At 66.8% G+C, this 25,648-nt stretch carries 25 protein-coding genes, 1 tRNA gene and 1 pseudogene; 15 read left to right on the top strand and 12 right to left on the bottom strand.

Annotated features, from left to right (window positions below; genetic code table 11):
* Nucleotide 1: 1 nt before the first annotated feature.
* Nucleotides 2-1,480, bottom strand: a complete 1,479-nt coding sequence (locus BST11_RS02830) for an aldehyde dehydrogenase (protein ID WP_083136504.1) — start codon at nt 1,478-1,480, stop codon at nt 2-4.
* Between the two features lie 208 nt (nt 1,481-1,688).
* Here BST11_RS02830 and BST11_RS02825 point away from each other — a divergent pair, with 208 nt between their 5' ends.
* The 9 genes from BST11_RS02825 (at nt 1,689) to BST11_RS02785 (ending at nt 10,322) form a co-directional block, all read left to right on the top strand.
* On the top strand, nt 1,689-2,333 hold the full coding sequence (locus BST11_RS02825) for a TetR/AcrR family transcriptional regulator (protein WP_083136503.1): 645 nt from the start codon (nt 1,689-1,691) through the stop codon (nt 2,331-2,333).
* A complete protein-coding gene (locus tag BST11_RS02820; RefSeq protein WP_083136502.1) occupies nt 2,330-3,556 on the top strand; it encodes a cytochrome P450 in 1,227 nt (408 codons plus the stop codon). Before BST11_RS02825 ends, BST11_RS02820 begins: the two co-directional genes overlap by 4 nt.
* A complete protein-coding gene (locus BST11_RS02815; protein ID WP_083136501.1) occupies nt 3,557-4,384 on the top strand; it encodes an SDR family oxidoreductase in 828 nt (275 codons plus the stop codon).
* Between the two features lie 54 nt (nt 4,385-4,438).
* Nucleotides 4,439-5,797, top strand: a complete 1,359-nt coding sequence (locus BST11_RS02810) for a cytochrome P450 (protein WP_083136500.1) — start codon at nt 4,439-4,441, stop codon at nt 5,795-5,797.
* Nucleotides 5,798-5,811: 14 nt separating this feature from the next.
* Nucleotides 5,812-6,018 carry a ferredoxin gene (locus tag BST11_RS02805; protein ID WP_083136499.1) on the top strand — a complete coding sequence of 69 codons (207 nt, stop codon included), beginning with the start codon at nt 5,812-5,814 and terminating at the stop codon, nt 6,016-6,018.
* Between the two features lie 5 nt (nt 6,019-6,023).
* On the top strand, nt 6,024-6,575 hold the full coding sequence (locus tag BST11_RS02800; protein ID WP_083136498.1) for a nuclear transport factor 2-like protein: 552 nt from the start codon (nt 6,024-6,026) through the stop codon (nt 6,573-6,575).
* A 139-nt stretch (nt 6,576-6,714) separates the two neighbouring features.
* Nucleotides 6,715-7,842 carry an NDMA-dependent alcohol dehydrogenase gene (locus BST11_RS02795; protein WP_083136497.1) on the top strand — a complete coding sequence of 376 codons (1,128 nt, stop codon included), beginning with the start codon at nt 6,715-6,717 and terminating at the stop codon, nt 7,840-7,842.
* 19 nt (nt 7,843-7,861) lie between these two features.
* On the top strand, nt 7,862-9,877 hold the full coding sequence (locus BST11_RS02790) for an oxidoreductase (protein WP_244897472.1): 2,016 nt from the start codon (nt 7,862-7,864) through the stop codon (nt 9,875-9,877).
* A 16-nt stretch (nt 9,878-9,893) separates the two neighbouring features.
* The gene (locus tag BST11_RS02785; protein WP_083136495.1) at nt 9,894-10,322 is read left to right on the top strand and encodes a ketosteroid isomerase family protein; all 429 of its coding nucleotides are present in this window, start codon (nt 9,894-9,896) and stop codon (nt 10,320-10,322) included.
* A 5-nt stretch (nt 10,323-10,327) separates the two neighbouring features.
* On the opposite strand, the gene BST11_RS02780 is transcribed toward BST11_RS02785, so the two are convergent.
* Nucleotides 10,328-11,767, bottom strand: coding sequence for a hypothetical protein (locus tag BST11_RS02780; protein ID WP_083136494.1), 1,440 nt, complete (start codon nt 11,765-11,767; stop codon nt 10,328-10,330).
* 108 nt (nt 11,768-11,875) lie between these two features.
* Between BST11_RS02780 and BST11_RS02775 the strand changes: the two genes are divergently transcribed.
* Nucleotides 11,876-12,280 (top strand): HIT family protein, encoded by a 405-nt coding sequence (locus BST11_RS02775; RefSeq protein ID WP_083136682.1) that lies wholly within the window; start codon nt 11,876-11,878, stop codon nt 12,278-12,280.
* A 4-nt stretch (nt 12,281-12,284) separates the two neighbouring features.
* Here the strand turns inward: BST11_RS02775 and BST11_RS02770 are convergent, their stop codons facing one another.
* Complete coding sequence (locus BST11_RS02770) at nt 12,285-13,712, bottom strand: sensor histidine kinase (protein WP_083136493.1); 1,428 nt, start codon at nt 13,710-13,712, stop codon at nt 12,285-12,287.
* Between the two features lie 23 nt (nt 13,713-13,735).
* Nucleotides 13,736-14,464, bottom strand: coding sequence for a two-component system response regulator PhoP (phoP, locus tag BST11_RS02765; RefSeq protein ID WP_372509602.1), 729 nt, complete (start codon nt 14,462-14,464; stop codon nt 13,736-13,738).
* A gap of 146 nt (nt 14,465-14,610) precedes the next feature.
* Here phoP and BST11_RS02760 point away from each other — a divergent pair, with 146 nt between their 5' ends.
* Nucleotides 14,611-15,339 (top strand): hypothetical protein, encoded by a 729-nt coding sequence (locus BST11_RS02760; protein ID WP_083136492.1) that lies wholly within the window; start codon nt 14,611-14,613, stop codon nt 15,337-15,339.
* A gap of 176 nt (nt 15,340-15,515) precedes the next feature.
* On the opposite strand, the gene BST11_RS02755 is transcribed toward BST11_RS02760, so the two are convergent.
* A tRNA-Thr gene (locus tag BST11_RS02755) sits at nt 15,516-15,591 on the bottom strand.
* Between the two features lie 319 nt (nt 15,592-15,910).
* On the opposite strand from BST11_RS02755, the gene BST11_RS02750 reads away from it, so the two are divergent.
* A complete protein-coding gene (locus BST11_RS02750) occupies nt 15,911-17,044 on the top strand; it encodes a Fic family protein (protein ID WP_083136491.1) in 1,134 nt (377 codons plus the stop codon).
* Between the two features lie 87 nt (nt 17,045-17,131).
* On the opposite strand, the gene BST11_RS02745 is transcribed toward BST11_RS02750, so the two are convergent.
* The 4 genes from BST11_RS02745 to BST11_RS02725 form a co-directional block, all read right to left on the bottom strand.
* Nucleotides 17,132-17,641 (bottom strand): hypothetical protein, encoded by a 510-nt coding sequence (locus BST11_RS02745; protein WP_083136490.1) that lies wholly within the window; start codon nt 17,639-17,641, stop codon nt 17,132-17,134.
* 408 nt (nt 17,642-18,049) lie between these two features.
* Nucleotides 18,050-18,790: a DUF732 domain-containing protein gene (locus BST11_RS02735; protein WP_083136488.1), complete on the bottom strand. Its 741-nt coding sequence runs from the start codon at nt 18,788-18,790 to the stop codon at nt 18,050-18,052.
* 30 nt (nt 18,791-18,820) lie between these two features.
* Entirely contained in the window at nt 18,821-19,609 is a 789-nt protein-coding gene (locus BST11_RS02730) for a carboxymuconolactone decarboxylase family protein (protein ID WP_083136487.1), read from the bottom strand.
* A complete protein-coding gene (locus BST11_RS02725; protein ID WP_083136486.1) occupies nt 19,609-20,382 on the bottom strand; it encodes an SDR family oxidoreductase in 774 nt (257 codons plus the stop codon). Before BST11_RS02725 ends, BST11_RS02730 begins: the two co-directional genes overlap by 1 nt.
* Before the next feature lie 98 nt (nt 20,383-20,480).
* On the opposite strand from BST11_RS02725, the gene BST11_RS02720 reads away from it, so the two are divergent.
* Genes BST11_RS02720 through BST11_RS02710 form a run of 3 tightly spaced genes read left to right on the top strand, consistent with a single transcriptional unit; the run spans nt 20,481 to nt 23,414 of the window.
* Nucleotides 20,481-21,941: an aldehyde dehydrogenase family protein gene (locus BST11_RS02720; RefSeq protein WP_083136485.1), complete on the top strand. Its 1,461-nt coding sequence runs from the start codon at nt 20,481-20,483 to the stop codon at nt 21,939-21,941.
* Between the two features lie 2 nt (nt 21,942-21,943).
* Nucleotides 21,944-22,756, top strand: a complete 813-nt coding sequence (locus BST11_RS02715) for an SDR family oxidoreductase (RefSeq protein WP_083136484.1) — start codon at nt 21,944-21,946, stop codon at nt 22,754-22,756.
* A gap of 7 nt (nt 22,757-22,763) precedes the next feature.
* Entirely contained in the window at nt 22,764-23,414 is a 651-nt protein-coding gene (locus BST11_RS02710) for a TetR/AcrR family transcriptional regulator (protein WP_211284604.1), read from the top strand.
* Nucleotides 23,415-23,568: 154 nt separating this feature from the next.
* Here the strand turns inward: BST11_RS02710 and BST11_RS02705 are convergent, their stop codons facing one another.
* From BST11_RS02705 to BST11_RS02700, 3 genes and pseudogenes are all read right to left on the bottom strand, one after another.
* Nucleotides 23,569-24,171, bottom strand: coding sequence for a DUF4352 domain-containing protein (locus BST11_RS02705; protein ID WP_244897470.1), 603 nt, complete (start codon nt 24,169-24,171; stop codon nt 23,569-23,571).
* A 51-nt stretch (nt 24,172-24,222) separates the two neighbouring features.
* Nucleotides 24,223-24,288: pseudogene (locus BST11_RS29190) on the bottom strand (DUF2510 domain-containing protein); the annotation flags it as partial.
* Between the two features lie 344 nt (nt 24,289-24,632).
* On the bottom strand, nt 24,633-25,322 hold the full coding sequence (locus BST11_RS02700; protein ID WP_083136482.1) for a PE family protein: 690 nt from the start codon (nt 25,320-25,322) through the stop codon (nt 24,633-24,635).
* Nucleotides 25,323-25,648 lie beyond the last annotated feature (326 nt).

The raw sequence follows: 25,648 nt of genomic DNA, 5'->3' as shown, positions 1-25,648 counted from the left end.
CCTAATTCGCCGCCATAGCAATGGTTTTGACCTCGAGGTATTCCTCGAAGCCGGCCAGGCCCATCTCCCGGCCGTTCCCGGACTGCTTGTAGCCGCCGAACGGCGCGTCGGCCGAGTACCAGACGCCGCCGTTGACGTTGATGGTGCCTGCCCGGATCCTGGCTGCGACCGCGGCGGCCCGGTGCGGGTCGGCGCCAAAGACGGTGCCCGACAGGCCGTATGGCGAGTCGTTGGCGATGCGCACGGCGTCGTCGTCGCCGTCGTGGGGAATCACCGTGAGCACCGGACCGAAGATCTCCTCCCGGGCGACGCGCGCGTCGTTGCCCAGGCCCGCGATCACGGTGGGCTCGATGAAGAAGCCGACCTCGCGGTCCGCGGGGCGGCCACCGCCGCAGGCGAACGTGCCGCCCTCAGCCACCGCCGAGTCGAGGTAGCCCTGCACCCGGTCGCGCTGGCGCGCCGAAATCAAGGGCCCGCAAACGGTTCCCGCGTCATTGGGGTCGCCGGGCTTGATGCCGCCCATGGTGGCCGCCGCGATGGAGACCGCCTCGTCGTAGCGGGCCCGCGGCACCACCAGCCGGGTGGTGATCGCGCAGCCCTGCCCGGCGTGCATGCACACCGAGAACCCCGCCACCCCGACGGCCCCGCCTAGGTCGGCGTCGTCGAGGACGATGAACGCCGACTTGCCGCCCAACTCCAGGAACACCTTCTTGATCGTGGCGGCACCGTCGGCCATCACGCTGCGACCGGTGGCGGTGGAGCCGGTGAACGAAACCATGTCCACCCGAGGGTCTTTGGCCAGCATGGCGCCGACGGCGTGGTCGCTGGAGGTGACGATGTTGACCACCCCGGGCGGGAAGTCGGTGTGCTCGGCAATGAGCTCCCCGAGCACCGCCGCACACCACGGGGTGTCGGGCGCGGGCTTGAGCACGACCGTGTTCCCGGCGGCCAGCGCGGGGCCCAACTTGGCGAGGTTGATCTGATGCGGGAAGTTCCACGGCGTGATGGCGCCGACCACCCCGACGGCTTCGCGCGCGATGGTGCGCCGGGTGGGAATCCCCATGGGGGACGCCTCGCCGAGATCAAAGTTCCACACGTAGGACTCGGCCGTGTCGGCCGCGAACGCCAGGTCGTTGACCGGGACCTCCAGCTGCGCGATCGCGGTCAGCATCCGCGGCGCGCCAACCTCGGCGATGGTGATCTCGCGCAGCTCCTCGAGATGCTGCTGCATCGCGTCCCGCAGCTGCCGCACGCACCGCACCCGCAATTCGGTGTTGCGGGACCAGTCGGTGTCGTCGAACGCCCGCCGCGCGGCGTCGACGGCGCGGCTCATATCGTCGGCGTCGGCATCGGCGGCGACCCCGAGCACCTCCTCGGTCGCCGGATTGATCGTCGGAAAGGTGCCGGCGTTGCCAGAAGACATCTTGCCGTCGATGAACAGGGCGCTCGCGCCGTCGGCCAGCAGGGTTCTTTGGGCCATCTTCGCTCCCGCCTTTGGGCTCACTGAGACAAAACCAACCAAATGGACAGTTGTCCGATATTATCGCTTCGAACCATAGCCGTCCGTTCGCGGCGGGTGCAAGGGCCGATATCGCCGGTGGCCGACGGCGCGGTCGTTAAACCTCATCAACCTGCATGTTTGCGAGGCGTGCTTGCGTCCCACCGCCGGCATCCGATAGCTTGGACAAGTGTCCAGCGATGCACTGGTTACGATCGCATCTCGCGCCAACCGCCAGACGGGAGCAACCTTGCGCAACCGTCGGCAGGAGGAGACCTTCCGCAAGGTCCTCGCCGCCGGCATCGAGACCCTGCGCGAGAAGTCCTACGCCGAGCTGACGGTGCGCGCGGTGGCGGCCCGCGCCAAAGTGGCCCCGGCGACCGCCTACACCTACTTCTCGTCGAAGAATCACCTGATCGCCGAGGTCTACCTCGACCTGGTCCGGCAAGTCCCGTACTTCACCGACGTCAACGACCCCATGCCCGTCCGGGTCGACCAGACGCTGCGCCACCTGGCCCTGGTGGTCGCCGACGAGCCCGAGGTGGGGGCGGCCTGCACGACGGCGTTGCTCGGCGGCGGCAGCGATCCCGCGGTGAGTGCCGCTCGCGACCGCATCGGTGCGGAGATCCACCGTCGCATTGCCTCGGCCATGGGCCCGGGCGCCAATCCCGCGACCGTGTCCGCGCTCGAGATGGCCTTCTTCGGCGCACTGGTGCAGGCCGGAAGCGGCGAATTCACCTATCGCGGAATCACCGACCGGCTGGCCTACGTGGTGGGCCTCATCCTGGCCGGCGCGGGCGAGACGAGCCGCGAGCCAAACGGGGGCGAACGATGACCGTGCACGTCGGCGACCACGAGCTGGTACTCGATCCCTACGACTACGACTTCCACGAGGATCCGTACCCGTACTACAAGCGGCTGCGTGACGAGGCGCCGCTGTATCGAAACGAGGAACTGAAGTTCTGGGCGTTGTCGCGGCATCAGGATGTGCTGCAGGGATTCCGCAACAGCACAACGCTTTCCAACAAGTACGGCGTCTCGCTGGATCCGGCGTCGCGCGGCCCGCACGCATCCAGGACGATGTCCTTCCTTGCGATGGATGATCCCGCCCACCTGAGGCTACGGACGCTGGTGTCGAAGGGCTTTACCCCGCGCCGGATTCGGGAACTCGAGCCCCGGGTCACCGAGATCGCAACGCAGCACCTCGACGCCATGCTGGAACGAGCCGCCGACGGCACCGGGAACGCCGTCGACTATGTCGACGAGTTCGCCGGCAAGCTGCCCATGGACGTCATCTCCGAGCTGATGGGTGTGCCCGAACCCGATCGAGATCAGGTGCGGGCCTGGGCCGATGGGGTGATGCACCGCGAGGAGGGCGTCACCGACGTGCCCCCCGAGGCCGTCGAGGCTTCCCTCAACCTCATCGTCTATTACCAGGGAATGGTGGCCGAGCGGCGCAAGAAGCTGACGGACGACCTGACCTCCGCGCTGTTGGAGGCCGAAATCGACGGCGACCGGCTCACCGACGACGAGGTCCTCGGCTTCATGTTCCTGATGGTGATCGCCGGGAACGAAACCACCACGAAACTGCTTGCCAATGCCGCCTTTTGGGGTCATAAGAACCCCGATCAGCTCACTCCGGTGTATGACGATCTGTCCCGGGTGCCGCTGTGGGTCGAGGAGACCCTGCGCTACGACACCTCCAGCCAGATACTCGCCCGCACGGTGTCCGGGGAGCTCACCCTCTACGACACGACGCTTCCCGACGGAGACGTCCTGCTGCTGTTGCCCGGTTCCGGCCATCGCGACGAGCGGGTCTTCGACAAGCCCGACGACTATGTGATTGGGCGCGAAATCGGGCCCAAGCTATTGAGTTTCGGTAGCGGCGCACACTTCTGCCTGGGCGCGCATCTGGCGCGGATGGAAGCCCGGGTCGCGCTCACCGAGTTGTTCAAGCGAATCCGCGAATATGAGGTCGACGAGGCCAACGCCGTCCGCGTCCACTCCAGCAATGTCCGCGGATTCGCTCACCTACCAATGCGCGTGGAGGTCCGCTGAATGCCCCGCTTTGATCCCTTGCCCGAACGTCGGCCGGCGATCGTGGCCGGCGCCTCATCGGGCATCGGAGAGGCCACCGCGATCGAACTCGCTGCGCACGGCTTCCCGGTGGCCCTGGGCGCCCGCCGGGTCGAAAAGCTCAGCGATATCGTCGGCAAGATCAATGCCGAGGGCGGAGAGGCGGTCGGATTCCACCTCGACGTCACCGACCCGAACTCGGTGAAATCCTTTGTCGCACAGTCGGTCGATGCGCTGGGTGACATCGAGGTGCTGGTGGCCGGCGCGGGCGACACTTACTTCGGCAAGCTCGCCGAGATCACCACCGACGAGTTCGAGTCGCAGCTGCAGATCCACCTCGTCGGCGCCAACCGGCTGGCCGCCGCTGTGCTGCCGGGCATGCTCGACCGCCAGCGCGGTGACCTGATCTTCGTCGGCTCCGACGTGGCGTTGCGCCAGCGGCCGCACATGGGCGCCTACGGCGCGGCCAAGGCCGCACTCGTCGCGATGGTCACCAACTTCCAGATGGAGCTCGAGGGCACCGGCGTGCGCGCCTCGATCGTGCACCCCGGTCCCACCAAGACGGGCATGGGTTGGAGCCTGCCGGCAGACAAGATCGGCCCCGCGCTCGAGGACTGGGCCAAGTGGGGACAGGCCCGCCACGACTACTTCCTGCGCGCGGCGGACCTCGCCCGGGCCATCATGTTCGTCGCGGAGACACCGCGCGGCGGGTTCATCGCGAACATGGAGCTTCAGCCCGAGGCGCCGTTGGCAGACAACAAGAATCGCCAGAAGCTCGCGCTCGGCGAAGAGGGGATGCCGTCAGAATGACTTCGCGAAACGACGATGCGGCGCGAGACACGAGCGCCGAGGAGGAATGAGCGCGTGACTACAGCAATTGTGCCCCGGGTTTCCGGCGGCGAAGAAGAGCACGGTCACCTAGAGGAATTCCGCACGGACCCGATCGGCCTCATGCAGCGCACCCGTGACGAGTGCGGGGATGTGGGCGAATTCCAATTGGCCGGCAAGCGCGTCATCCTGCTGTCCGGCGCCGGCGCCAACGAGTTCTTCTTCCGTTCGGCCGACGAGGATCTCGACCAGGCCGAGGCATACCCGTTCATGACGCCGATCTTCGGCAAGGGCGTGGTATTCGACGCCAGCCCCGAGCGGCGCAAGGAGATGCTGCACAACTCGGCGCTGCGCGGTGAGCAGATGAAGGGCCACGCGGTCACCATCGAGGGCGAAGTCAAGAAGATGATCGCCGACTGGGGCGACGAGGGCGAGATCGAGCTGCTCGACTTCTTCGCCGAGCTGACCATCTACACCTCGACGGCCTGCCTGATCGGACTGAAGTTCCGTGAGCAGCTCGACCACCGGTTCGCCGAGTACTACCACGACCTGGAGCGCGGCACCGACCCACTGTGCTACGTCGACCCCTACCTGCCGATCGAGAGCTTCCAGCGCCGCGACCGGGCGCGCGTCAAGCTCGTCGGCCTCGTGCAGGAAATCATGAACCACCGGATCGCCAACCCACCCAAGGACAAAGGCGATCGCGACATGCTCGACGTGCTGGTGTCGATCAGGGACGAAGAGGGCAATCCGCGGTTCTCGGCCGACGAGGTCACCGGCATGTTCATCTCACTGATGTTCGCCGGGCACCACACCAGTTCCGGGACCTCGGCGTGGACGTTGATCGAGCTGATCCGCCATCCCGAGGTCTATGCCGAGGTGCTCGCCGAGCTGGAGGAGCTCTATTCCGACGGCCAGGAGGTGAGTTTCCATGCGCTGCGCCAGATTCCGAAACTGGACAACGTGGTCAAGGAGACGCTGCGGCTGCACCCGCCGTTGATCATCCTGATGCGCGTCGCCAAGGGCGAGTTCGAGGTCGAGGGCTACCCGATCCGCAACGGCGACTACGTCGCCGCGTCGCCGGCGATTTCCAACCGCATCCTCGAGGACTTTCCCGACCCCGATGGCTTCCACCCGGACCGCTACAACAAGCCCGAGCAGGCCGATCTCGCCAACCGGTGGACCTGGATCCCGTTCGGCGCGGGCCGGCACCGGTGCGTCGGCGCCGCGTTCGCCACCATGCAGATCAAGGCGATCTTCTCGGTTCTGTTGCGCGAGTATGAATTTGAGATGGCGCAACCGGCCGACAGCTACCGCAACGACCACTCCAAGATGGTGGTGCAGCTCGCCAGGCCGGCGAAGGTCCGCTACCGCCGTCGAAACCAGCGCGGCTAGATCGGAGGGGTGAGATGGGTTATCGAGTCGAGGCCGACCTGGATTTGTGCCAGGGACATGCCATGTGCGAGCTCGAGGCGCCCGGCTATTTCCGGGTGCCCAAGCGCGGCAAGGTCGAGATCCTCGACACCGAGCCGCCCGAGGAGGCTCGCGACGAGATCGAGCAGGCCGTGATGGCCTGTCCGACCCAGGCACTGTCCATCAAAGAAAAAGGAGACTGACCGCTATGTCCGGGAATTCACACTCGCGCGCAGAACTCGAGGCATGGGTCGACCGGTGGCTGCAAGCCAACAAGGACTGCGAAAAAGCCGGCGACTGGCGGCCGCTGGCGGACTTCTACGCCAAAGACGCCACCTACGGCTGGAACATCGGGCCCAAGGAAGACGTGATGTGCGTCGGCGTCGACGAGATCCGCGACATCGCGCTCGGCCTGGAGATGGAGGGCCTGGAGAACTGGGTCTACGAGTACCAGAAGGTGCTCGTCGACGAGAAGCAGGGCGAGATCGTCGGCTTCTGGAAGCAGATCGTCAACAAGGCCGACGGGACCCAGGACGAGATCTACGGCATCGGCGGTAGCTGGTTCCGCCTCAATGGCGAGCGGCTCATCGAATGGCAACGCGACTTCTTCGACTTCGGCCACGTCGCGAAGATGTACGCGAAGCTGATCGAGTCCGGCGACCTGAGCGCCGGCATGCAGAAGCGGATCGAGCGCAGCGTCGCCGGGGAGAAGCTGCCGGGGTACTACCCGCTGGGCCAGGCGCCCGTCCCGATCTGGTGAGGGAGCCAACCAAGCATTTGATTTGTTCCACACGCTATGCTGGCGCGACAGGGGTGCCCTGTGGCATCCGTCACCAGCGCTGCCAGCCAAGACGGGTCCGGCAGTCTCACTTCAAAGGCGAAATGGGGTCAGGTCCAACGTGAAGACAAAAGGCGCACTGATCTGGGAATTCAACCAGCCGTGGTCCATCGAGGAGATCGAGATCGGCGACCCGCAAGCGCACGAGGTCAAGATCCAGATGGAGGCGGCCGGCATGTGCCATTCCGACCACCACCTGGTCACCGGCGGAATCCCGATGGCGGGCTTCCCGGTGCTCGGCGGGCACGAGGGCGCCGGCGTCGTCACTGAGGTCGGCGCGGGCGTCGAAGACATCGCCCCGGGCGACCACGTCGTGCTGTCGTTCATCCCGTCCTGCGGGCAGTGCCCGACCTGTCAGGCCGGCATGCGCAACCTGTGTGACCTGGGGGCCGGGCTGCTGGGCGGGGCTGCGGTGTCCGACGGGACCTTCCGCATCCAGGCCCGCGGGCAGAACGTCTACCCCATGACGCTGCTGGGCACGTTCTCCCCGTACATGGTCGTGCACCGCAGCTCGGTGGTGAAGATCGACCCGTCGGTCCCCTTCGAGGTCGCCGCGCTGGTCGGCTGCGGCGTCACCACCGGCTACGGTTCGGCGGTCCGCACCGCCGACATCCGGCCGGGCCAAGACGTCGCGATCGTCGGTGTCGGCGGCGTCGGCATGGCCGCGCTGCAGGGCGCCGTCAACGCCGGCGCCCGCTACATCTTCGCGATCGACCCGGTGGAGTGGAAGCGCGACCAGGCATTGAAGTTCGGCGCCACCCACGTCTACCCGGACATCGACGCCGCGCTGATGGGCATGGCCGAGGTCACCTACGGCCTGATGGCCCACAAGGTCATCGTGACGGTCGGTGAACTGCACGGCGCCGACATCGACAGCTACCTGAACATCACCCAGAAGGGTGGCACCTGTGTGGCGACCGCCATCGGCAGCCTGCTGGACACCAACGTGACGCTGAACCTGGCGATGCTGACCCTGATGCAGAAGAACCTGCAGGGCACCATCTTCGGCGGCGGCAACCCGCAATACGACATCCCGCAACTGCTGTCGATGTACCAGGCCGGCAAGCTCAACCTCGACGACATGATCACCCGCCAGTACCGGCTGGAGCAGATCAACGACGGCTATCAGGACATGCTGGACGGCAAGAACATTCGCGGTGTCATCCGCTACACGGACGCCGACCGGTAAACCTACCGCAAGCGCGCCGGTGAGCGCCGGCTTCCCGCACTTGTTGGCGCCGGGACGAATCGGCGCCATGTCGGTGCGCAACCGGGTGGTCATGTCTCCGATGGAGACCATGTACGGCACCCCCGACGGGCTGCCGTCGCAGCGCACCCGCGACTATTTCGCAGCCCGCGCCAGGGGCGGGGTCGGGCTGATCACGTTGGGCGCCACCGGGATCGACCACCGTCATCCCGAAACGCCAGGGGGCCTGCACCTGGCCACCGACGACGCCGTCGACGCTCACCGAGCGCTGGTCGAGGTGGTGCACGAACATGGCGCCAAGATCCAGCCCCAGATCGTGCATGCGGGGCCCGACGGCCTGGGGCCGGAGATCTTTGGTGTCACCTCGTTGGGGCCGTCGGTGATTCCCTCGTACCTCACCGGGCGCCCGTCGGCCGAGATCAGCATGCACCAATTGTGTGAGGTGTTCGACTTGTTCCGTGCGGCGGTGCGCCGCGCGGCCGAAGCCGGATACGACGGCATCGAGCTGCACGCCGCGCACGGCTACATGTTGCTGGGGTCTTTCCTTGCCCCGCAACGCAACCGGCGCACCGACGAGTACCGCGGCGATTCTGCGCGCGGTAGGGTGCGGGTGGTGCTCGAGGCGCTGGCCGCGATCCGCTCCGAGGTCGGCGACGCCCTGCCGATCACGTTGCGCATCTCCGGCTACGAGCGGGTCGCGGGCGGCCGCCCGATCTACGAGACCGCGCGGCTGGCACCCGAACTGGTCGCCGCAGGCGTGAGCGCGTTTCACGTCAGCGGCGGGGTGATCGACCGGCTCGTCACCGGAATGGTGAACGGCGCCGACGACGGCGACGAGGTCAACGTGGGGGCCGCGGCCGCGGTCAAGCAGGCGGTCGACGTGCCGGTGATCGCCGTGGGCCGCATTCACGACCCGGTGGCGGCCGAGCGGATCCTCGCCGAGGGACGCGCCGATTTCGTCGCGATGGGTCGCCCGCTGCTGGCCGACCCCGACCTGCCCCGCAAGCTGCGGTCCGGCCAGGCGCACCGGGTGCGCAAGTGCATCTCCTGTGAAAACTGCATCGACGCAATGGAACAACGCTTTTCCGTCGACTGCGCCGTCAACCCCCGCACCGGCAAGGAACGCGAACTGGCCGCGCCCCGCGCCGGCCGCGCCAAGCGCGTGGCGGTGATCGGCGGCGGACCGGCCGGGTTGGAGGCCGCCCGCGTGGCCGCCGAGCGCGGCCACCGCGTCACACTCTACGAGCGCAGCGGCCAACTCGGCGGCGCGCTGCGCTGGGCGTCGGTCCTGCATCCGGAAAACCAACCGTTCCTGCACTACCTGCGCGGCGAGATCAAGCTGAGCGCGGTGAAAGTGTGCCTGAATCACCGTGTTTCGGTCGACGACGTCGTGCGCGCCGCCCCGGACGCGGTGGTGGTGGCCACCGGCGGCCATGTCGCGGTGCCCGGCATTCCCGGCGCGGACCTACCGCACGTGCACACCGGACCCGGCTTGCGCGGGTTGCTCGATGACCGGCTGTTCGCCGGCTGGCGCCAGCGACTGGTGCGCCCGGCCGCGGTTCGGCTCGCCAGCCGGGCGTGGCTGCCGATAGGCCGGCGAGTCGCCATCGTCGGCGGCGACCTGGTCGCCCTCGAGCTCGCCGAGTTCCTGGCGGTGCGGGGGAGGCGGGTGTCGATCCTCGAGGCGGGCAGGGACATTGCCCCGGAAGTGGGCAACAAACGCAAGACCGAGCACATGGATCGCCTCGACCGTCTCGGCGTCACCGTACACGTCCGGGCGGCCGTCGAACGCATCACGGCGCAATCCGTGGTGTTCACGCCGGCCGGCGGCGCCGCGCGGCACCTGCCCGCCGACAGTGTCGTCATCGCCGGGACCGTCCAACCCGACACCCGGCTGTTCGACGCCCTCATCGCCGCCATGCCGGGCGCCGAGGTGCACGCGGCCGGCGACTGCGGCGGTCTCGGGCTCATCCGCAAAGCCACCGAGGAAGGCGCACGCGCCGCGTGCGCAATCTAGAGACAGGAGGACAGAGATGACCGACACCGAACAAAGCCAGGTATCCCCGGCCCTGGCGGCCTCGCAATCCTCGTGGCGATGCGTGCAGGCCCACGACCGCGATGGCTGGCTGGCGCTGATGGCCGACGACGTCGTCATCGAGGACCCGATCGGCAAGTCCGTCACGAACCCGGACGGCACCGGGGTGCGGGGCAAGGAAGCCGTCGGCGGCTTCTTCGACAGCAACATCGCCGCCAACCAGCTGACCATCACCTGCGAGGAGACGTTTCCGTCGAGCTCGCCCGACGAGATCGCGCACATCCTGGTGTTGCACAGCAAGTTCGAGGGCGGGTTCACCAGCACGGTGCGCGGCGTGTTCACCTACAAGGTCAACGACGCGGGCCTGATCACCAACATGCGCGGCTACTGGAACCTCGACGTCATGCAGTTCGGCAAGGAGGAGTAGGCCGCTCAGCCGATGCGCCCGAGCCCCGTGATGTTGCCCTGCATCGCCCTATGATCCATCAGCACCATCGTCGGGGTCTCGATCGGGTCGCTGAGGACGGTGACCGACTTCGGCTGCTCCCACAAGAGGGCTCCCGTGCCGGCGTCGACCACCCCGTAGGCGAAGATGTCGAGCGGCGTGGTTTGGTCCAGCCCGATCCGGGTGATGGTGTAGAGCAACCCGTCGGCGGCGGACAGATGCGGCAGCGCCGCGCTGCGAACCCTGTTCTCCCACACCGTATGACACCCGGGGTTGTCGACGTCGACCCGGGTCATCCCGCCTACGAACGGCGCCGTCGCCGGGACCGCGGGCCCGGCGTTCGGGGGCACCGCTGGATAGGGGTAGCCGTAGGTCCCCGTCACGAACACCGAGTTCCCGAGCCCGATCGGCGCGTCCTCGCTGCCCGGGCCGCCCTGGGTCAAAACGGTTTGCTGGCAGATCAATTGGCCCGTGCCGGACTGGTAGACCAGCGCGTGCACCTGCGGGCTGGCGTTGTCGACGATCGTCAGGTAGTCGGCGCCGGTGGTGGGGCCGAAGTACACGGGGGTGGATCCGGTCCCCCAGCTCAGCTGCCCGGGCTTGCGGGCGGGGCCGCGGTCATAAGCTGCGCGCCAAAGGATTTGCGGATTGTCCGTGTTGTCGAGGTTCAGCTCGTAGAGGGCGAACGTGGAGGCTACCGCGACGCGGCCGCTCGGCGCCGACGAGATGCTGTTGGCCACCTGTTCGCCGGCGGGCAGTTGCACGGCGGCGACGCCGCCCCCAACCTTGGACACGCCCACGACGCCGTTGCCGGTCGCGAACCAGACGTTGCCGGCGTAGTCGGGAACGATGCCCACCGAGCTGTCCCCGGCCGGGATCGCGCCCGACAGGTCTGTGGTCTCGGTGACGATCAGCTTCCACAAGCCCAGCGGCCCCTGTCTGACGTGAGCGATGCGCAGCAGGTCGTTGTTGCCGTCGACCATCACCACCTGGTTGTTGTTGTCCAGGTACGCGTAGACACCGCCGAGCAAGCTGCCCTTGGCGACCTGCAGTTTGGCCAGCGGGACGAAGATTGGAGCGACGCCGCCGGGATCGATCAGGAAGATGGTCGGGATCTGGGTGAGGTCGTTGGTGCACAGCGCCAGCACCAGGCCGTCGGTGCCCTGCATGATCGTCGGACAGGCCGCCAGCAGCGGATACCCGAAGATCGCGTTCAGGTGGGCGCCGGGGCCGGGAAGCGGCCCCGCATCGGATGATTCGGCGTCATTGTGCAGCGAGGCGAGGCCCAGGGGGGCCATGAACGGGTTGGGCGTCGCGAACGGACCCCAGGCGGCGGCGCCCCGCGCGGCGGGCGGCACCGCCGCAGAGACAAGGGTCGGGGCGAAAGTCACGGCGCAAGCCGCCAGCAACGCCACGGGAAACCGCACGGAGTCTCCTCCCGCAAATGAGTCAGAGTGATTTTGCCGAGGCTGCAGAACGAAGTCGCAACGGTGCGCTAACGATTCCGCTTCGAGCGGCGTGGCATGCTGGGGGCCATGGCGTCGATCTTCACCAAGATCATCAATCGTGAACTGCCCGGCCGCTTCGTCTACGAGGACGACGACATCGTCGCGTTCCTCACGATCGAGCCGATGACCCAGGGCCACACGCTGGTGGTGCCCCGCGCCGAAATCGATCAGTGGCAAGACGTCGACGGCGCGGTGTTCGCCCGCGTCATGGCGGTGAGCCAGCTGATCGGCAAGGCCGTGTGCAAGGCGTTCCGCACCGAGCGCGCCGGGGTGATCATCGCCGGGCTCGAGGTGCCCCATCTGCACGTCCACGTCTTTCCCACGCGCAGCCTGAGCGACTTCGGCTTCGCCAACGTGGACCGCAATCCGTCACCGGAATCCCTCGACCAGGCGCAGGCCAAGATCAAGGCGGCGCTGGAGCAATTGGCCTAGCGCCTCAGACGTGCGCGGGCACGTCACTGACGCGCGGCAGCGTCACGCGGAAGCAGCAGCCCTCGCCGGGGGCCGTCATTACGCTGACCGCGCCGCCGTGCGCGCGCACCAGAGACTCGACGATGGAGAGCCCCAGGCCCGTGCCGCCGCTCGCCCGCGCCCGCGACGAGTCGGTGCGGTAGAACCGCTCGAACACCCGCGAGGCATCGTGCTGGCTCATGCCGGGACCCTTGTCGGCCACCTCGATCACCGCGTCGTCGCCCTCGGTGCCGACGCGCACGTTGATGTCGGCGCTCGCGGGGGTGTGCTGAAGGGCATTGGCGATCAGGTTGCTGAGCACCTGCCGGATCCGCGGCTCGTCGCCAAGCACCTCCGGGGTGCCGGGACCGTCGAAGACCTGCATGGTGATGACCCGGTCCGGGTCGATCGCCTGCGCGTCGTGCACGGCGTCGCTGGCCAGCGCCAGCAGGTCCACCCGATGCTGCTCCAGCGGTCGTTGCACGTCCAGCCGGGCCAGCAGCAGCAGGTCGTCCACCAGCAGGCCCATCCGGCTGGCTTCGCTTTCGATGCGCGACAACAGCATCGACACGTCGCGGGCGGCGCCCTGCCGATACAGTTCCGCGAAGCCGCGGATGGTGGTCAGCGGCGTGCGCAGTTCGTGGCTGGCGTCGGTGATGAACCGGCGCATCCGTTCCTCGGAGCCGCGGGCCTTCTCGGCCGACGACTCCGAGGAGGCCAGCGCCTGCTGTATCTGGGCGAGCATTCCGTTGAGCGCCAGCGAAAGTCGGCCCACCTCGGTTCGCGGGTCGCGTTCCGGGACGCGGCGATCCAGCTGCCCCGCGGCGATGTCGGCGGCGGTGTGTTCGACCTCGGTCAGTGGCCGCAGGCTGCGGTGCACCACCGCGAAGCTGGCGATCCCGACGATCACCAGCACCGCCACCCCGATGCCGATCTGCAACCAGACCAGGGAGCTCAGGGTGTGCTGCACGTCGGACAGGTCGACCGCCACCGTCGTCAGCCCGTGCGGGCCGCGCACCGACACCGCCCGCCACTGAATGTCAGAGCCGTTGACCGAGGGCAGGGTGGTCGGATCGGGGCCCACGTCGTTGCTGCGCGGCAGTGCCGGTTCCGCGTTGCGGTCGTTGATGGCCGTGAACGGGGTGCCGTCGGTGCCGATGCCCCGCACGTAGAACTTCGACGGCGGTCGGCCGGGATCGGGGCTTTCGAAGGGGCGCGGTGACTGACTGCGCGGGGCCTGCGCCCAGCCGCGGGAGGCGTCGAGCAGGGTCTGGTCGATCCGGCTGATCAGGCTGTGCCGCAGGATCGAGGTGACCGCGAAGCCCGAGAACGCCAGTCCGCACGCCACCAAAATCAGGGTGGCGCCCACCAGGGCCACCCGCAGTGGCATTCCGCGTCGAACCTTGTTGGCCATCTCTCTATTCTTCGCGTGAATGCTCAGCGCGGTTCCCGCAGGACATAACCCACGCCCCGCAGGGTGTGCAACAGCCGCTTCTCCCCCGTGTCGATCTTGCGGCGCAGATAGGACACGTAGGACTCCACGACGTTGACGTCGCCCCCGAAGTCGTAGCGCCAGACGTGGTCGAGGATCTTCGGCTTGCTCAGCACGGTGCCCGCATTGATCACAAAGTAGCGCAGCAGGGTGAACTCCGTCGGCGACAGCGACACCGGTTCACCTGCCTTCCACACCTCGTGGGTCTCCTCGTCGAGTTCGATGTCGGCGAAGGACAGGCGGGCGTTGCGCGGTTCGGCGCCGCCCTTGCCGGCGCGGCGCAGGATGACGCGCAGCCGGGCGACGACCTCTTCCAGGCTGAAGGGCTTGGTCACATAGTCGTCGCCCCCCAGCGTCAGGCCCGCGATCTTGTCCTGCAGGGAGTCGCGGGCCGTCAGGAACAGCGCGGGGGCGTCGATGCCGTCGGCCCGCAGCCGCCGCAGCACCCCGAAGCCGTCCATGCCCGGCATCATCACATCGAGGATCACCGCGTCGGGGCGGGCGTCGCGGGCGCGATCCAGGGCCTGGGCCCCGTTGGTGGCGGTGTAGACCTCGAAGCCCTGGAATTTGAGGCTGACCGACAGGAGTTCGACGATGTTGGCCTCGTCATCGACCACGAGAACGCGCGCCTCCGGTTGGGTTTCGCTGGGGGTAGCCGCTGTCATGAGGTGCATCTGTCCTTCGTGTGCGTTTGCTTTCCGATCATTGTGCGGTTGCTGAAAGCTCGATGCCAGTCGTCTGCTAACCGTCTGCCAACAATCATCGCATAAGCTTGGAACGATCCGGGTTCGGCGCCGGCTTCGCGATAGACTCTGAGGGCATGAACCTCGCCCAAGGCATCGTGTCGCTTGCGACGGCGCCCGCGCGGGCGGGGCTCGCCGCCGCCGACGCCGGCCTGAACGTCGCGACCGCGGCGGTGGGCGTGGCCAAACGCGCGCTGGGCGACGCCAGCGGCGAGTCCCGGACCAACGCGATGGCGGCCATGTTCGGCATCGACGACGCAATCACCCGCGCCAACCGGTTGGCCCGGCTGCTCGACGACGACGCGCCGCTGGGGCGGGCCGTGGCCCAGGACGGGCCGTTGGACCGGCTGCTGCGCCCGGGCGGGGTGGTGGACATGTTGACGTCCGAGGGCGGTTTGCTCGACCGGCTCACCACCGAGGGGGGCGGGCTGCAGCGCGCGCTGCAGCCCGGCGGACTGGCCGATCAGCTGCTCGCCGAGGACGGGTTGATCGATCGGGTGCTGTCCGAGGACGGGCTGGCCGAGCGGCTGCTTGCCGAGGGCGGGCTGATCGACAAGCTGACCGCCAAGCACGGCCCGTTGGACCAGCTCGCCGACGTCGCCGACACCCTGGCCCGGCTGACGCCCGGGATGGAGGCGCTGGAGCCCGCCATCGCCACCCTGCAGGACGCCGTCATCTCGCTGACCATGGTGGTCAACCCGTTGAGCAGCATCGCCGACCGCATTCCGCTGCCGGGCCGCCGTCCCGGCCGGCGCCCGTCGTCGCGGTCGGTGCGCTCGACGCGCATCATCGAGACCGACGAGTGAGCCGTTAGGCTGGCGAGACAGGCGTCGAAGAGCCGGCGTCGGCGGTGTGACTGTCGGGATACGTTGGTGCAGAACATCTTTGGCCGCCGGCCTTCGAAACCGACTCCGCACCGGCGGCACGTTGTCGACACAATGACGACGCTGTCGGGCAGCGCCGACAGGAATTGAGGCACGAATGGAGCCGCGTGAGAGACTCGAACTCTCGACATCCGCTTTACAAGAGCGACGCTCTACCAACTGAGCTAACGCGGCCGGGGCCGGCTCGATAAGCCACGACGATTCTACGACGGGGTGATCCCGCCGGGGCTGCGCGCCGCCTCGAGCCGGCGGAGGTAGAGGTCGACAGGTCGTGTCGTCATATCGGGCGGGAGCTTGCGAAAACGGTCGTCAGCTCAATCCTGACGAGAGGCTCTCATCAACTGGATGGCGCCGGGCGGTACTTGCCGTCTCGCCTTCGGGCAAAAGTTTGCGCTCTGGCGCGCGGTTTTGCGGACATGCAAAGTGTGTTCACACGTCGGACAAACATGTAAAATTTTTCTCGATTGTTTTACATATAGGATACGCTGGCCAGGTGAGCGACTGGGACCCTCAGCTTCCCTACAACGAACTACCAGCCCCCCCAAGCGCGGACGAACTCGAGTCGCGACGCGTTCTCAAAGCCGCTATCGGCGCTAACGCAGCGCTCGCACAGCTTGACCAAGCTGTCGTATCGATTCCAAATCCCAGCGTCCTCATCAACTCCATCCCGATCCTGGAGGCACAGGCCAGCTCGGAGATCGAAAACATCGTCACAACCACTGACGAGCTTTTTCGGCATCTTGCGGACGATGCCGGCGCAGATGCCGCCACGCGCGAGACTCTGCGCTATCGCACCGCTCTCCGGGCTGGGTTTGACCACACTCTCGAGCGAGGACTTACAACGGCGACCGCATCAGTCGTATGCAGCATCATCCACGACCGCGAGATGAAGGTACGTACATTGCCGGGCACCGGGATCGCACGGCCGGGAACCGGCGAGATCATTTACAGCCCACCTGAAGGACGCGATGTCATCAACGAAAAGCTAAGCCAGTGGGAGAGATTCATCCATGCGGATGATGGTCTTGACCCTCTGGTGAGGATGGCCGCCGCCCATTACCAGTTCGAGGCCATCCACCCATTCACCGACGGCAACGGACGCACCGGCCGCATCCTCAACGTCTTGATGCTGACGGAAGCCGGGCTCCTGAGACTGCCCGTGCTCTATCTATCGCGATACTTCATCGACACGAAAAATGATTACTACCGACTACTTCTCGCGGTCACTGCCCAGTCGGCCTGGGAGGGCTGGGTGCTATATGTGCTTGCCGGCATCGAACTCACGTCGCGATACACCATGCGCAAAATTGATGCGATTGGCGCCTTTCAAGACGACTTTAACCAGCGCGCGCGGGCGGCGACTCGCGGTGCCGCGGATGCTGAATTTCAATCTGTGCTGTTCGAGCAGCCGTATTGCCGGATAGCCACGGTAGTGCATCGATGCAATGTGTCGCGACCGACCGCGACGTCCCGGCTGAACGCCCTCGTCGACGCCGGGCTGTTACAGACCGTGAAAGTCGGCCGCGATCGTCTCTTCATAAACCGGGAGTTCTTGCAGCTCCTAGTGCGTCGCGAGCCGCTTGGCGAACCTGATTCGTACGGAAAGAAACTTGGCACGTCTTTATAACGTGCCAAAAGCCCGCGCATAGTTCACATTTGGCCACCGCAGGGCCGCAGACGCGAAGCGCGAAGCGCGTGCTTTGGCATTCCCGAATCACACTCCCGGCCAGGTGGCGGGCGGCGGCGCCCAGCCGAGATACTCGGCGCCGGGCGCCGGGTTCCAGGACTTGAAAATCTGCACGGTGCTGCCGCCGCCGACTCCGGCGACGTTTAGTTGGGAGCTTTGGTCCACGCCACCGGAGACGAAAGTGCCGTCGCCCCTTGCGATTACGACATGCCCCTGGTGGCCCGCTCCGTCGATGTCCCACGGACTCTGCGAGAACACCAACGCCCCCTTGGGAATGTCCGTGTCCATGTGGATCTGCTTGGTTGCCGCGAGGTGGTCATGGAATGCCAGCGCCGAGGGATAACCGAGGCCGGGCTCGCCATAGGCGTTGGCAACGAACCTGCCGCACGCGAAAACGTAGTCGTTCGAACCGACCTTGCTGTTGGCCCACGCGACGGCGCGGTCTTCCTTCGCGGTCGTATCGGCGTTGGCCGGGACGGCAATGGTTAGCCCGAGAGCGAGGGCAGCTGTGGCCAGAAAGGCGAGCCGATGGTTCATCCGTCAGAGCCCTTCCGCTACGTCCCCAACGGGAAACATGGGCAGCAAACCGTCGTCAAACCGCCGTTGCGAAAAGTAGCACCCGGAGACCGTTTTGACAGCAATTCCCAAGGTCCAGCGCGGGCGCAGACGCCTAGCATTGAAAGTGGTTGGTCCTAGCGCTTACCGAGCCTCCGATGCGGAAGTCAGCAGCGATATCAATTGCCGTTGGGGCTCTGATCCTCAGCGGGGGTGTCGCTCACGCCGACACACAACCGATCACTCCGGCACCGCCGCCGGGCGCCCCGAAGTGCCTGACGTTCGACGGCCAGCCGCCACACCTGAACTACCTGCCGTGCGGATGGACGACCGACGGCACACGCTGGACTCCGCCCCCGCCCCCACCGGACCCGTAAAAGCCGACCCGGACTACTGCTGGCCCGGCAGGGCCGGCAAACCGTTCCGGATCCTATCCAGATCGCCCTGGATGCGCTGCAAATCACCCTGGACGGCTTGCAGATCGGAAAGGGTGTTCTGGAAACCCGGCTGCGTCTCGGCCGGGCTGGTGGGCACGTACTGAGGGCAGTACGAGACGACCGCGCCGGCGGTGAAATTGGCGCTTTGGTCGGCGTCCCATATCGTCGAGCGCTGCACGAAGCGGATGGCCTCCGCGTAGTTCGGTTCGTGCGTCAGGAAATCGCAGACCGCGTGCCCGTGGGTCGTCACGTAGTCGTGGCTGGGAACCGGCACGCCGTCGTGGTTCAACGTGTCGATCAACGCCCGGTCGACGATGTCGATCGGCGGGGGGTGCGCCTGCGGCATGGCCGGGAGGGGTCGCGCGCCCGGCGGCGGAGGCGCCGCCGCCGGCTCCGCGGGCGGCGTCTTGTGCGCCCCGAACATCACGACCGCGGCGACGGCGACGGCGAGCAGCGACAGCGGCAACGCCGCGAAGGCACCGAAGCGCCACAGCCGACCCTTGCGTCGGCGAGGCCGGATTTTCGCGATGTCCCCCGCGCCAGCCACCTTCGTGACCTCCGGGATGTGGCCGAGGCGCTCGTCGAGCAGTGCATCGACCTGCTGGGACGACGGCTGCCCGCCCTGTTCACGGATCGCTTGGCGCCGAAGGGCAATCAGCCGTAGTTCCGAGTCGATCGTCTCGCGATCGCGCATATCAGCCAGTCTGATGCCGGCGCGGCAATGTCACAAGTCCGGGTTCTCGGCCACGCGAACCAGGAGGTCGTCGAGGCGCCGCGCGAGGTTCCACCCCAGGTAGACGGCGAAATGAACGACGAGTTCCTCCAGCTCGTCGCGGGTCATCTCGCCGAGGGCGAGGGCGGCCCGGAGGTGTTCGGAGACCTGCTCATCGATCGTGCTCCACGCGGCGCCGCAGATGCTGATGATGCGCCGGTCGCGGCGGGTGAGGTATTTCTGCCGGCTCCAGACCTCGCCGTAGAGGTAGTCGAGGCGGGCGCGGCCGCCGAACGCAGTCGACGCCGACGGCGGTGGGGCGCCGTGGATTTCCTCATAGGCCGCGACGCCGCGCCGCCGGCGCACGCCGTCGTCGGCGGGCTCCGCCCAGGGCTCGTAGTCGTGGGGCTTCGGCTCTTCGCCGGCCTCCTGCGCGATCTTGAACGCGGCCATCATTCCGTACATCTGCATGACCGACGCCTTGGGCCAGCCGGCCTGCGTGCCGAAGTGCAGGACGAACTCGTCGAACTCGGGGTAGGTGATGTCCCCGCTCTTCAAGGCCGCATAGGTGTGGGTTTCGATGGGGGTGATCGCCCCCGCCGCGCCGACGCACGCAAGGGTGATCCAGCGCCGGTCCCGGGGGGTGAGGACGCCGCGCCGCCACATCTCGCCGAAGACGTAGCCGATCACCCCGGACTCGATGTAGGCGCCACTGGGATCCGGGCTCGCGGCCTGCATGATGTGCTCGTACTCGGCTCGCGCGACCGCCAGCCGTTCCTCCCGAGATGCCCACTCGGCCATCAGAACCGCATGATCCAGCCGCCGTCGACCGAGATCGTCTGGCCGTTGATCCAGTCGCCCGCCGGCGAGCACAGCAGCAGCATCGTCCCGATGAGGTCCGCGGGAGGGCCGGAGGTCTTGCCGGGGATTTGTGCGCCCAGCATGTCGCGCACCGGCGAGTCCTTGGGCAGGCTCACGTAGGCGCTGTCGTTGTCGACCAGGCCGGGCGCGATCGCGTTGACGTTGATGCCTCTGGACCCGAGCTCGGTGGCGAGGTTGCAGGTCAACCCGTGCAGCGCGTATTTCGAGACGCCGTAGATCCCGCCGGGCATGAACGCGCCGGCGGACAGGCCGTTCACGATCCGCCCGCCGCCGCGCGCGCTCATCGACTCGATGACCGCCTGGGTGCACACCAGCGGGCCACGCAGGTTCACGTTCAGCACCCGGTCCCAGTCCGGTATCGGCATGTTGGACAGCCCATACGGGGGGAGGTCGGTCATGACGGCGGCGTTGTTGATCAGGATGTCGATCCCCCCAAAAGCCGCGATCGTCGCCGACGCCATCCGGGCGGCCGACTCGGCGGAGGTGACGTCGAGATGCACGGCGATGGCGCGAAAACCGCTGTCCGCCAGCGTATCCGCGGCGCTCTGCGCCGCTTCGAGGTTGATGTCGGCGATCACCACCGAAGCGCCCACGTCGCACAGGGCCTCGGCATACACCTCACCGATGCCGCCGGCGCCGCCGGTCACCACGGCGACCTTGCCGGTGAGGTCGAAGAGTTCCTTCACATCCATTCGAGCATTAGGCACACACTTGACCTTTGAAGTCAAGTGCCTTAGTAATAAGTAAGCTTTCTTAGCGGCCGCTACGCGAGAACCCGGAGGACCCGACGATGGACGTTGACCTGACCGTTCCGGTGGTGCACCTGCACATCGGTGACGAGGTGCGCGCGAACGGTTCGGGCGGCGCGTACCAGCACGTGTATCCGGCGACCGGAGAGGTCCAGGGGCCGGTGCCGCTGGCCGGGCCGGACGACGTCGACGCCGCCGTGCGGGCCGCGCACGCCGCCTATCCCCAGTGGCGCGCCTGGCGGCCGGCCGAGCGTGCGCGGGTCCTTCGCCGGCTCGCCGAGCTGATGGAGCGCGACACCGCCGAGCTCGCCCGCCTGTCGGTGCTCGACAACGGGATGACGGCGGGCATCAGCGGGTCCCTCGTCGGCATCATGGCGAGCTGGACCTCGTACTACGCCGGTTGGGCCGACAAGGTCGAGGGGCGGGTCACGTCGTTCCCGGCGAATCAGCGCGAGCTGGCCTACTCGATGCCCGAGCCGTACGGCGTCGTCGGGATCATCCTGACCTGGAACGGCCCGCTCGTTTCGGTCGGCATGAAGCTGATCCCCGCGCTTGCCGCCGGGAACACGGTCGTCATGAAGCCGTCCGAACTGACGCCCTATGCGACCGAGCACCTGATGGCCCTCATCAGGGAAGCCGGCATCCCCGAGGGGGTCGTCAACCTCGTGTTGGGCGGGCCGGCGACCGGTGACGCGCTGGTACGCCATCCGCTCGTCGAGAAGGTCAGCTTCACCGGTGGACCGGCGACGGCACGCAAAATCCTCGCCGCGTGCGCCGAGTCCCTCAAGCCCGCAGTGCTCGAGCTCGGCGGTAAGTCCGCCAACGTGCTCTTCGGAGATGCCGACCTGGACACCGCGGTCGCCGTCAACGCCTTCAGCGTGCTGGGCACCCTCGCCGGGCAGGGTTGCGCAATCCCGTCGCGCATGGTCGTTCACGCCGACATCTACGACGAGGTCGTCGAGCGCATCGTGGCGATGGTCGCGGGCATGCGGTGCGGTGATCCGTTTGACCCGGCGACGGTCATCAGCCCGGTCGTGACGCGGGAGGCCCAGCAGCGAATCCTGGCCATGATCGAACGGGCGCAGAACGACGGGGCGAAGCTGTTGGCCGGCGGGCGCGCCCCGGATCACCTGCCCAACGGCTTCTTCGTGGAGCCGACCGTGTTCGGGGAGGTGGACCCGGGCTCCGAGCTGGGCCAAATAGAGGTGTTCGGCCCGGTGCTCTCGCTCATGCGGTTCGAGACCGAAGAGCAGGCGATCGCGATGGCCAACTCGACCGCCTACGGGCTCGCCTCCTACGTGTACACGCAGGACATCAACCGGGTGACCCGGATGGTGAGCGCGCTGAAAGCGGGCGGCGTTTACGTCAATGGCGCGAGCCCGGTCGTCGGCTGCGAGCTCGCGTTCGGGGGCGTCGGGATTTCCGGCTTCGGGCGAGAAGGCGGCGAGGAAGGTCTGTTCGAGTTTCTTCGCACCAAAGCAGTTGGCGTATCGGGGGATTAGGCATGACCAAGGCCCTCAACCTCAACGGCGCGGTCGCGGTGCTGACCGGCGCGGGCAGCGGCATCGGCCGGGCGACCGCGGTCGAGTTCGCCGGCCGCGGCGCGTCCGTCGTCGTCAGCGACCTGTCCAAGGACCGGGTGACCGAGGTCGTCGAGCACATCACCGCGCCCGGGTATCCGGCGATCGGGCTCACCGCCGACGTGACGGTCGAGGCGGATCTCGAGACGCTCCGGGACGCCGCGCTCGAGCGGTTCGGCCGGATCGACGTGGTGATGAACAACGTGGGCGTGCTCGCGATCGGCGCCCCCGAGACGCTTCCCGACGAGGCGTGGATCCGGACGATCGACGTCAACCTGCTCAGCGTCGCCCGCAGCAACCGGGTGTTCCTTCCCGGCCTGATCGCGCAGGGCAGCGGGCATGTCATCAACACCGCCTCCGCCTCCGGGCTGCTCGGCTACGGGTTCGACCGGCTTCCCTACGTCGCGTCCAAGCACGCCATCGTCGGGGTCTCCGAGGCGCTGGCGGCCTACCTTGGGGCGAAAGGCGTTGGGGTGACCTGCCTTTGCCCGTCCGGAGTGATCACCAACATCCACGAGGGAATAACGGTGTACGGCGAGGCGGCCACCAAGCCGCGAGCGCCGGCACACCAAATCGCGACCGCGGAAGACGTCGGGAAGCTGACTGCCGACGCGGTCGAAGCCGGGCGGTTCCTCGTCGTGACCGCGCCCGAGGTGCACGACGCTCTCCTGCAGCGCGCCAACGACATCGAGGCATACATCCGGGCGAGCATCGCGGAGCAGACCGGTGCGCAATGATCTGGTGGTGAACACCCGGAACGGACCTCCGCCGGCGACGGCGCTGCAACTGTTGCTGGCGGCCGAGCGGTTGTTCGCCGAGCATGGACTCGCCGGCGTCTCCTTGCGGCAGATCTCGATCGAGGCGGGCTCGTCGAACAACTCGGCGATCCGGTACCACTTCGGCTCCAAAGACGATCTTCTCCAAGCGATCTTCTCCTACCGCGTCAACGACCTGATGCAACGGCGGGCGCTGCTGCGGGCCAGGGCGCACCCCGACGATCTTCGGGCGCAGCTGGAGGCGCATGTGCTTCCGCTGATCGAGCTGGCGGAGTCGCCGGACAGCTCGTACGTGTCGTTCATCGAGCAGCTGCAGCGCACGGGCGCCGTCGACGTCTTCCTCCATCAGTCGAACGCCATGAACTCCCAGGAGGAGTTCACCTCCGGCATGCAGCGGCTGCTGCAACACATCGCCGAGCCGGCGCGGTCGATGCGGATCCAGCAGGCCCAGGACATCGCGGTCCACCTCGCCGCCGAGCGGGAGCGCGCGATTCGCCGCGATGACGTGGTCGTTCCGTTCGCCCTGTTCGTCAGCGGCGTGGTCGACGGACTCGCCGGCTTCCTGGAGGCACCCACCTCCACCGAGACCGACCGGCTCATCTCGCGCGAAAACCGCTGAGTGCGACCGGGATTGGGCGCTCAGATCAAGCCGGCCAGCTCGGTCTGCAGGCCGATGAGGGAAGTTCAACGCCGCCGAACCGAGGCCACGGTCGCTGCCGCAGCCGGCCAGAGCGCACACTCTGTGCTCGCCAGTCGGCGGCTGCACGAAGTCTTCAGGACAGCGCAACCTCTACGCCGCCTGAAAACATGGAGTCGTGTAGCTGCACCGTCCCGCCGCTGGACCCCGGCGGCACGTCGAACGACACCACCGCTTGAATGCTGTTGCCAGGGTTGATCGTTGCGGCGAGAGTCTGTGTCCACAGTGCCGCAGAGGAGTTGGCCTCGTAGATCTTGTTGCCGATGTTCAGTTTCTGATTTGTAGCGGAGAAAATTTGAGCATCGTTCCCGATGTTCAGCACGGTCATGTGCACATTCAGGAATTCGCCTTGGGCAGTCACTATCTCGAATTGGTTGCTGAGGTCACCGGCGGTCTTAGATCGGTCGGCGGAGGTCACGGTGAATGCGAATCGACCGTCCCTGACTTCCTGTCCGAGTGAGGCGGTCGCTGGCGGCATGGCTGAACGCTTTGACGACGGCGCAGGGGGACCGCTGATCGAAGGCATCGCCGGAGTCGCTGGCGCAGAGGGGAGAGTGATCGCTGGATGCGATGAGTGTGCGGCCTGCTTGCCGTGAATAGACGCGCTTATCGCAACGAGAAGGATCAGGCCAACAACGATGACAAAGACGACGGTCGCGATGATGCCGACGATCAGCACCGCGCTGCTCTTGTTCTTTGGCGGTGCGGACGGTGGGCCCCACCGATAACCATCCCAGTGGCGTGTGCCAGGAACGCCGGATGGGTCTGGATACCAGCCTGGTGGAATTGGCGTCACCATCTCCGATTTGCCCTCCTCGCTACTACGACGACGTACCGCTAAACCGTTCGCTAAAGGGGTTAATGGCGGAGTACGGCCGCTCCGTTGGTATTGAGTTCCTTTCGCGTGGCGCGCTACTCGCGCTGACGGCGCCGTTTGGTGTTGGCATTTCACCCACCTTCGCCGGCCGTGAATGTGGCGCGTTGATAGGCGGCTGACAGTGATGGTCGGTACCAGCGGGCCAGCGCATGGCACAGCACCGCGGTCGCCACGAATTGATGCCGCAACGGAAACGCCGCATGCACAATGAGGGCTCGATGGTAGAGCTCGCCGTCGGAGACGAGCAACGGCCGCGACCGGGGCTATGCGCCGAAGAAGAGACCAATGAGGTCGGCTCCGGCAGCCAGGGTCTGGTCGAAAGCGCCTATCAGCCCACCGATCTGACCGCCGTTGAACACCTGCTGACCTGTACCGGTCAACAGGCTCGAGGTGAAGCTCGTCGGGACCTGGGCGCCGAAGACGGTGTTGACCATCTGTTCGCCAGTCCCCACCAAGAGGTTATAGGCGTTGAAGCTGCGGTTCAGCGCGCCGTTCAGCGTGCTATTGGTTCCGAAGACTGTCTGCTCGAACGCGATCTCGTTGGTCACCAGCGATTGGTTGAATGCGAGTTCATTATTGACCAGGCTGGTATTGAACCAGATCTGAGCCTGCTCGATCTGGGTGAGCACAGTGTTTACTGGGTTCGTGCTCGCACTCGCCATGGTCTGCGCGGAGTTGGCTTCCGCGACGGCGTAGCTTCCCGCCCCTGCCGTCAATGTTTGGACAAACTGATCGTGAAACGTCGCGGCTGCCGCGCTGAGCTGCTGATAGCGCGTCGCGCACTGGGAGAACAAAGCGGCAATCTGCGTGGACACCTCGTCGGCGGCCGCGGGTAACACACTGTTGATCGCTGACGCCGCGGTGGTGTTGGATGATCCGATCGCGGAGCCGATGCTTCCCAACCTCGTCGCGGCATCAGCTATTTGCTGGGTCGCGGCAGTGAGGAACGCCACCCGTACCTCCAATACAGGCCATGTGGCCCAGCAGTGCTGATCCCGCCGTTGCGTCGCGACGCTCAGGTTAGTACCTCCGCATCAGCAGCGGACAGTCGTGTGTGCGGAATTTTCCGAGCTCTTTCAATGCGAAAATATTTGTGGCGGACCATAACTGGGTCAGAGCAGGTCCGATTTCGATCCGCCTCGCGTTCGCCGCCGCACAGAAACTTCCCGCCGCACTCGCAGTCGGTGCTTGTAATCGTCGCTTAGTACTACAGCCGTAGATTGTGCGGTGCGGTGTGTCTGCGCTGGTTGAGGCGGTGGCCGCGGCATTGTTCGGAGTT

It is taken from the genome of Mycobacterium alsense, from assembly GCF_002086635.1.
GTDB lineage: Bacteria > Actinomycetota > Actinomycetes > Mycobacteriales > Mycobacteriaceae > Mycobacterium > Mycobacterium alsense.
Note: the sequence above shows the minus strand (reverse complement) of the source record. Positions and strands in the feature narration are given on the sequence as shown.

Bases quoted from the DNA above. Each gene is read 5' to 3' on its own strand.
- BST11_RS02830 (WP_083136504.1), bottom strand. From the start codon at position 1,480: ATGGCCCAAAGAACCCTGCTGGCCGACGGCGCGAGCGCCCTGTTCATC.
- BST11_RS02820 (WP_083136502.1), top strand. From the start codon at position 2,330: ATGACCGTGCACGTCGGCGACCACGAGCTGGTACTCGATCCCTACGAC.
- BST11_RS02815 (WP_083136501.1), top strand. From the start codon at position 3,557: ATGCCCCGCTTTGATCCCTTGCCCGAACGTCGGCCGGCGATCGTGGCC.
- BST11_RS02805 (WP_083136499.1), top strand. From the start codon at position 5,812: ATGGGTTATCGAGTCGAGGCCGACCTGGATTTGTGCCAGGGACATGCC.
- BST11_RS02800 (WP_083136498.1), top strand. From the start codon at position 6,024: ATGTCCGGGAATTCACACTCGCGCGCAGAACTCGAGGCATGGGTCGAC.
- BST11_RS02785 (WP_083136495.1), top strand. From the start codon at position 9,894: ATGACCGACACCGAACAAAGCCAGGTATCCCCGGCCCTGGCGGCCTCG.
- BST11_RS02775 (WP_083136682.1), top strand. From the start codon at position 11,876: ATGGCGTCGATCTTCACCAAGATCATCAATCGTGAACTGCCCGGCCGC.
- BST11_RS02770 (WP_083136493.1), bottom strand. From the start codon at position 13,712: ATGGCCAACAAGGTTCGACGCGGAATGCCACTGCGGGTGGCCCTGGTG.
- phoP (WP_372509602.1), bottom strand. From the start codon at position 14,464: ATGCACCTCATGACAGCGGCTACCCCCAGCGAAACCCAACCGGAGGCG.
- BST11_RS02760 (WP_083136492.1), top strand. From the start codon at position 14,611: ATGAACCTCGCCCAAGGCATCGTGTCGCTTGCGACGGCGCCCGCGCGG.
- BST11_RS02745 (WP_083136490.1), bottom strand. From the start codon at position 17,641: ATGAACCATCGGCTCGCCTTTCTGGCCACAGCTGCCCTCGCTCTCGGG.
- BST11_RS02735 (WP_083136488.1), bottom strand. From the start codon at position 18,790: ATGCGCGATCGCGAGACGATCGACTCGGAACTACGGCTGATTGCCCTT.
- BST11_RS02730 (WP_083136487.1), bottom strand. From the start codon at position 19,609: ATGGCCGAGTGGGCATCTCGGGAGGAACGGCTGGCGGTCGCGCGAGCC.
- BST11_RS02725 (WP_083136486.1), bottom strand. From the start codon at position 20,382: ATGGATGTGAAGGAACTCTTCGACCTCACCGGCAAGGTCGCCGTGGTG.
- BST11_RS02720 (WP_083136485.1), top strand. From the start codon at position 20,481: ATGGACGTTGACCTGACCGTTCCGGTGGTGCACCTGCACATCGGTGAC.
- BST11_RS02715 (WP_083136484.1), top strand. From the start codon at position 21,944: ATGACCAAGGCCCTCAACCTCAACGGCGCGGTCGCGGTGCTGACCGGC.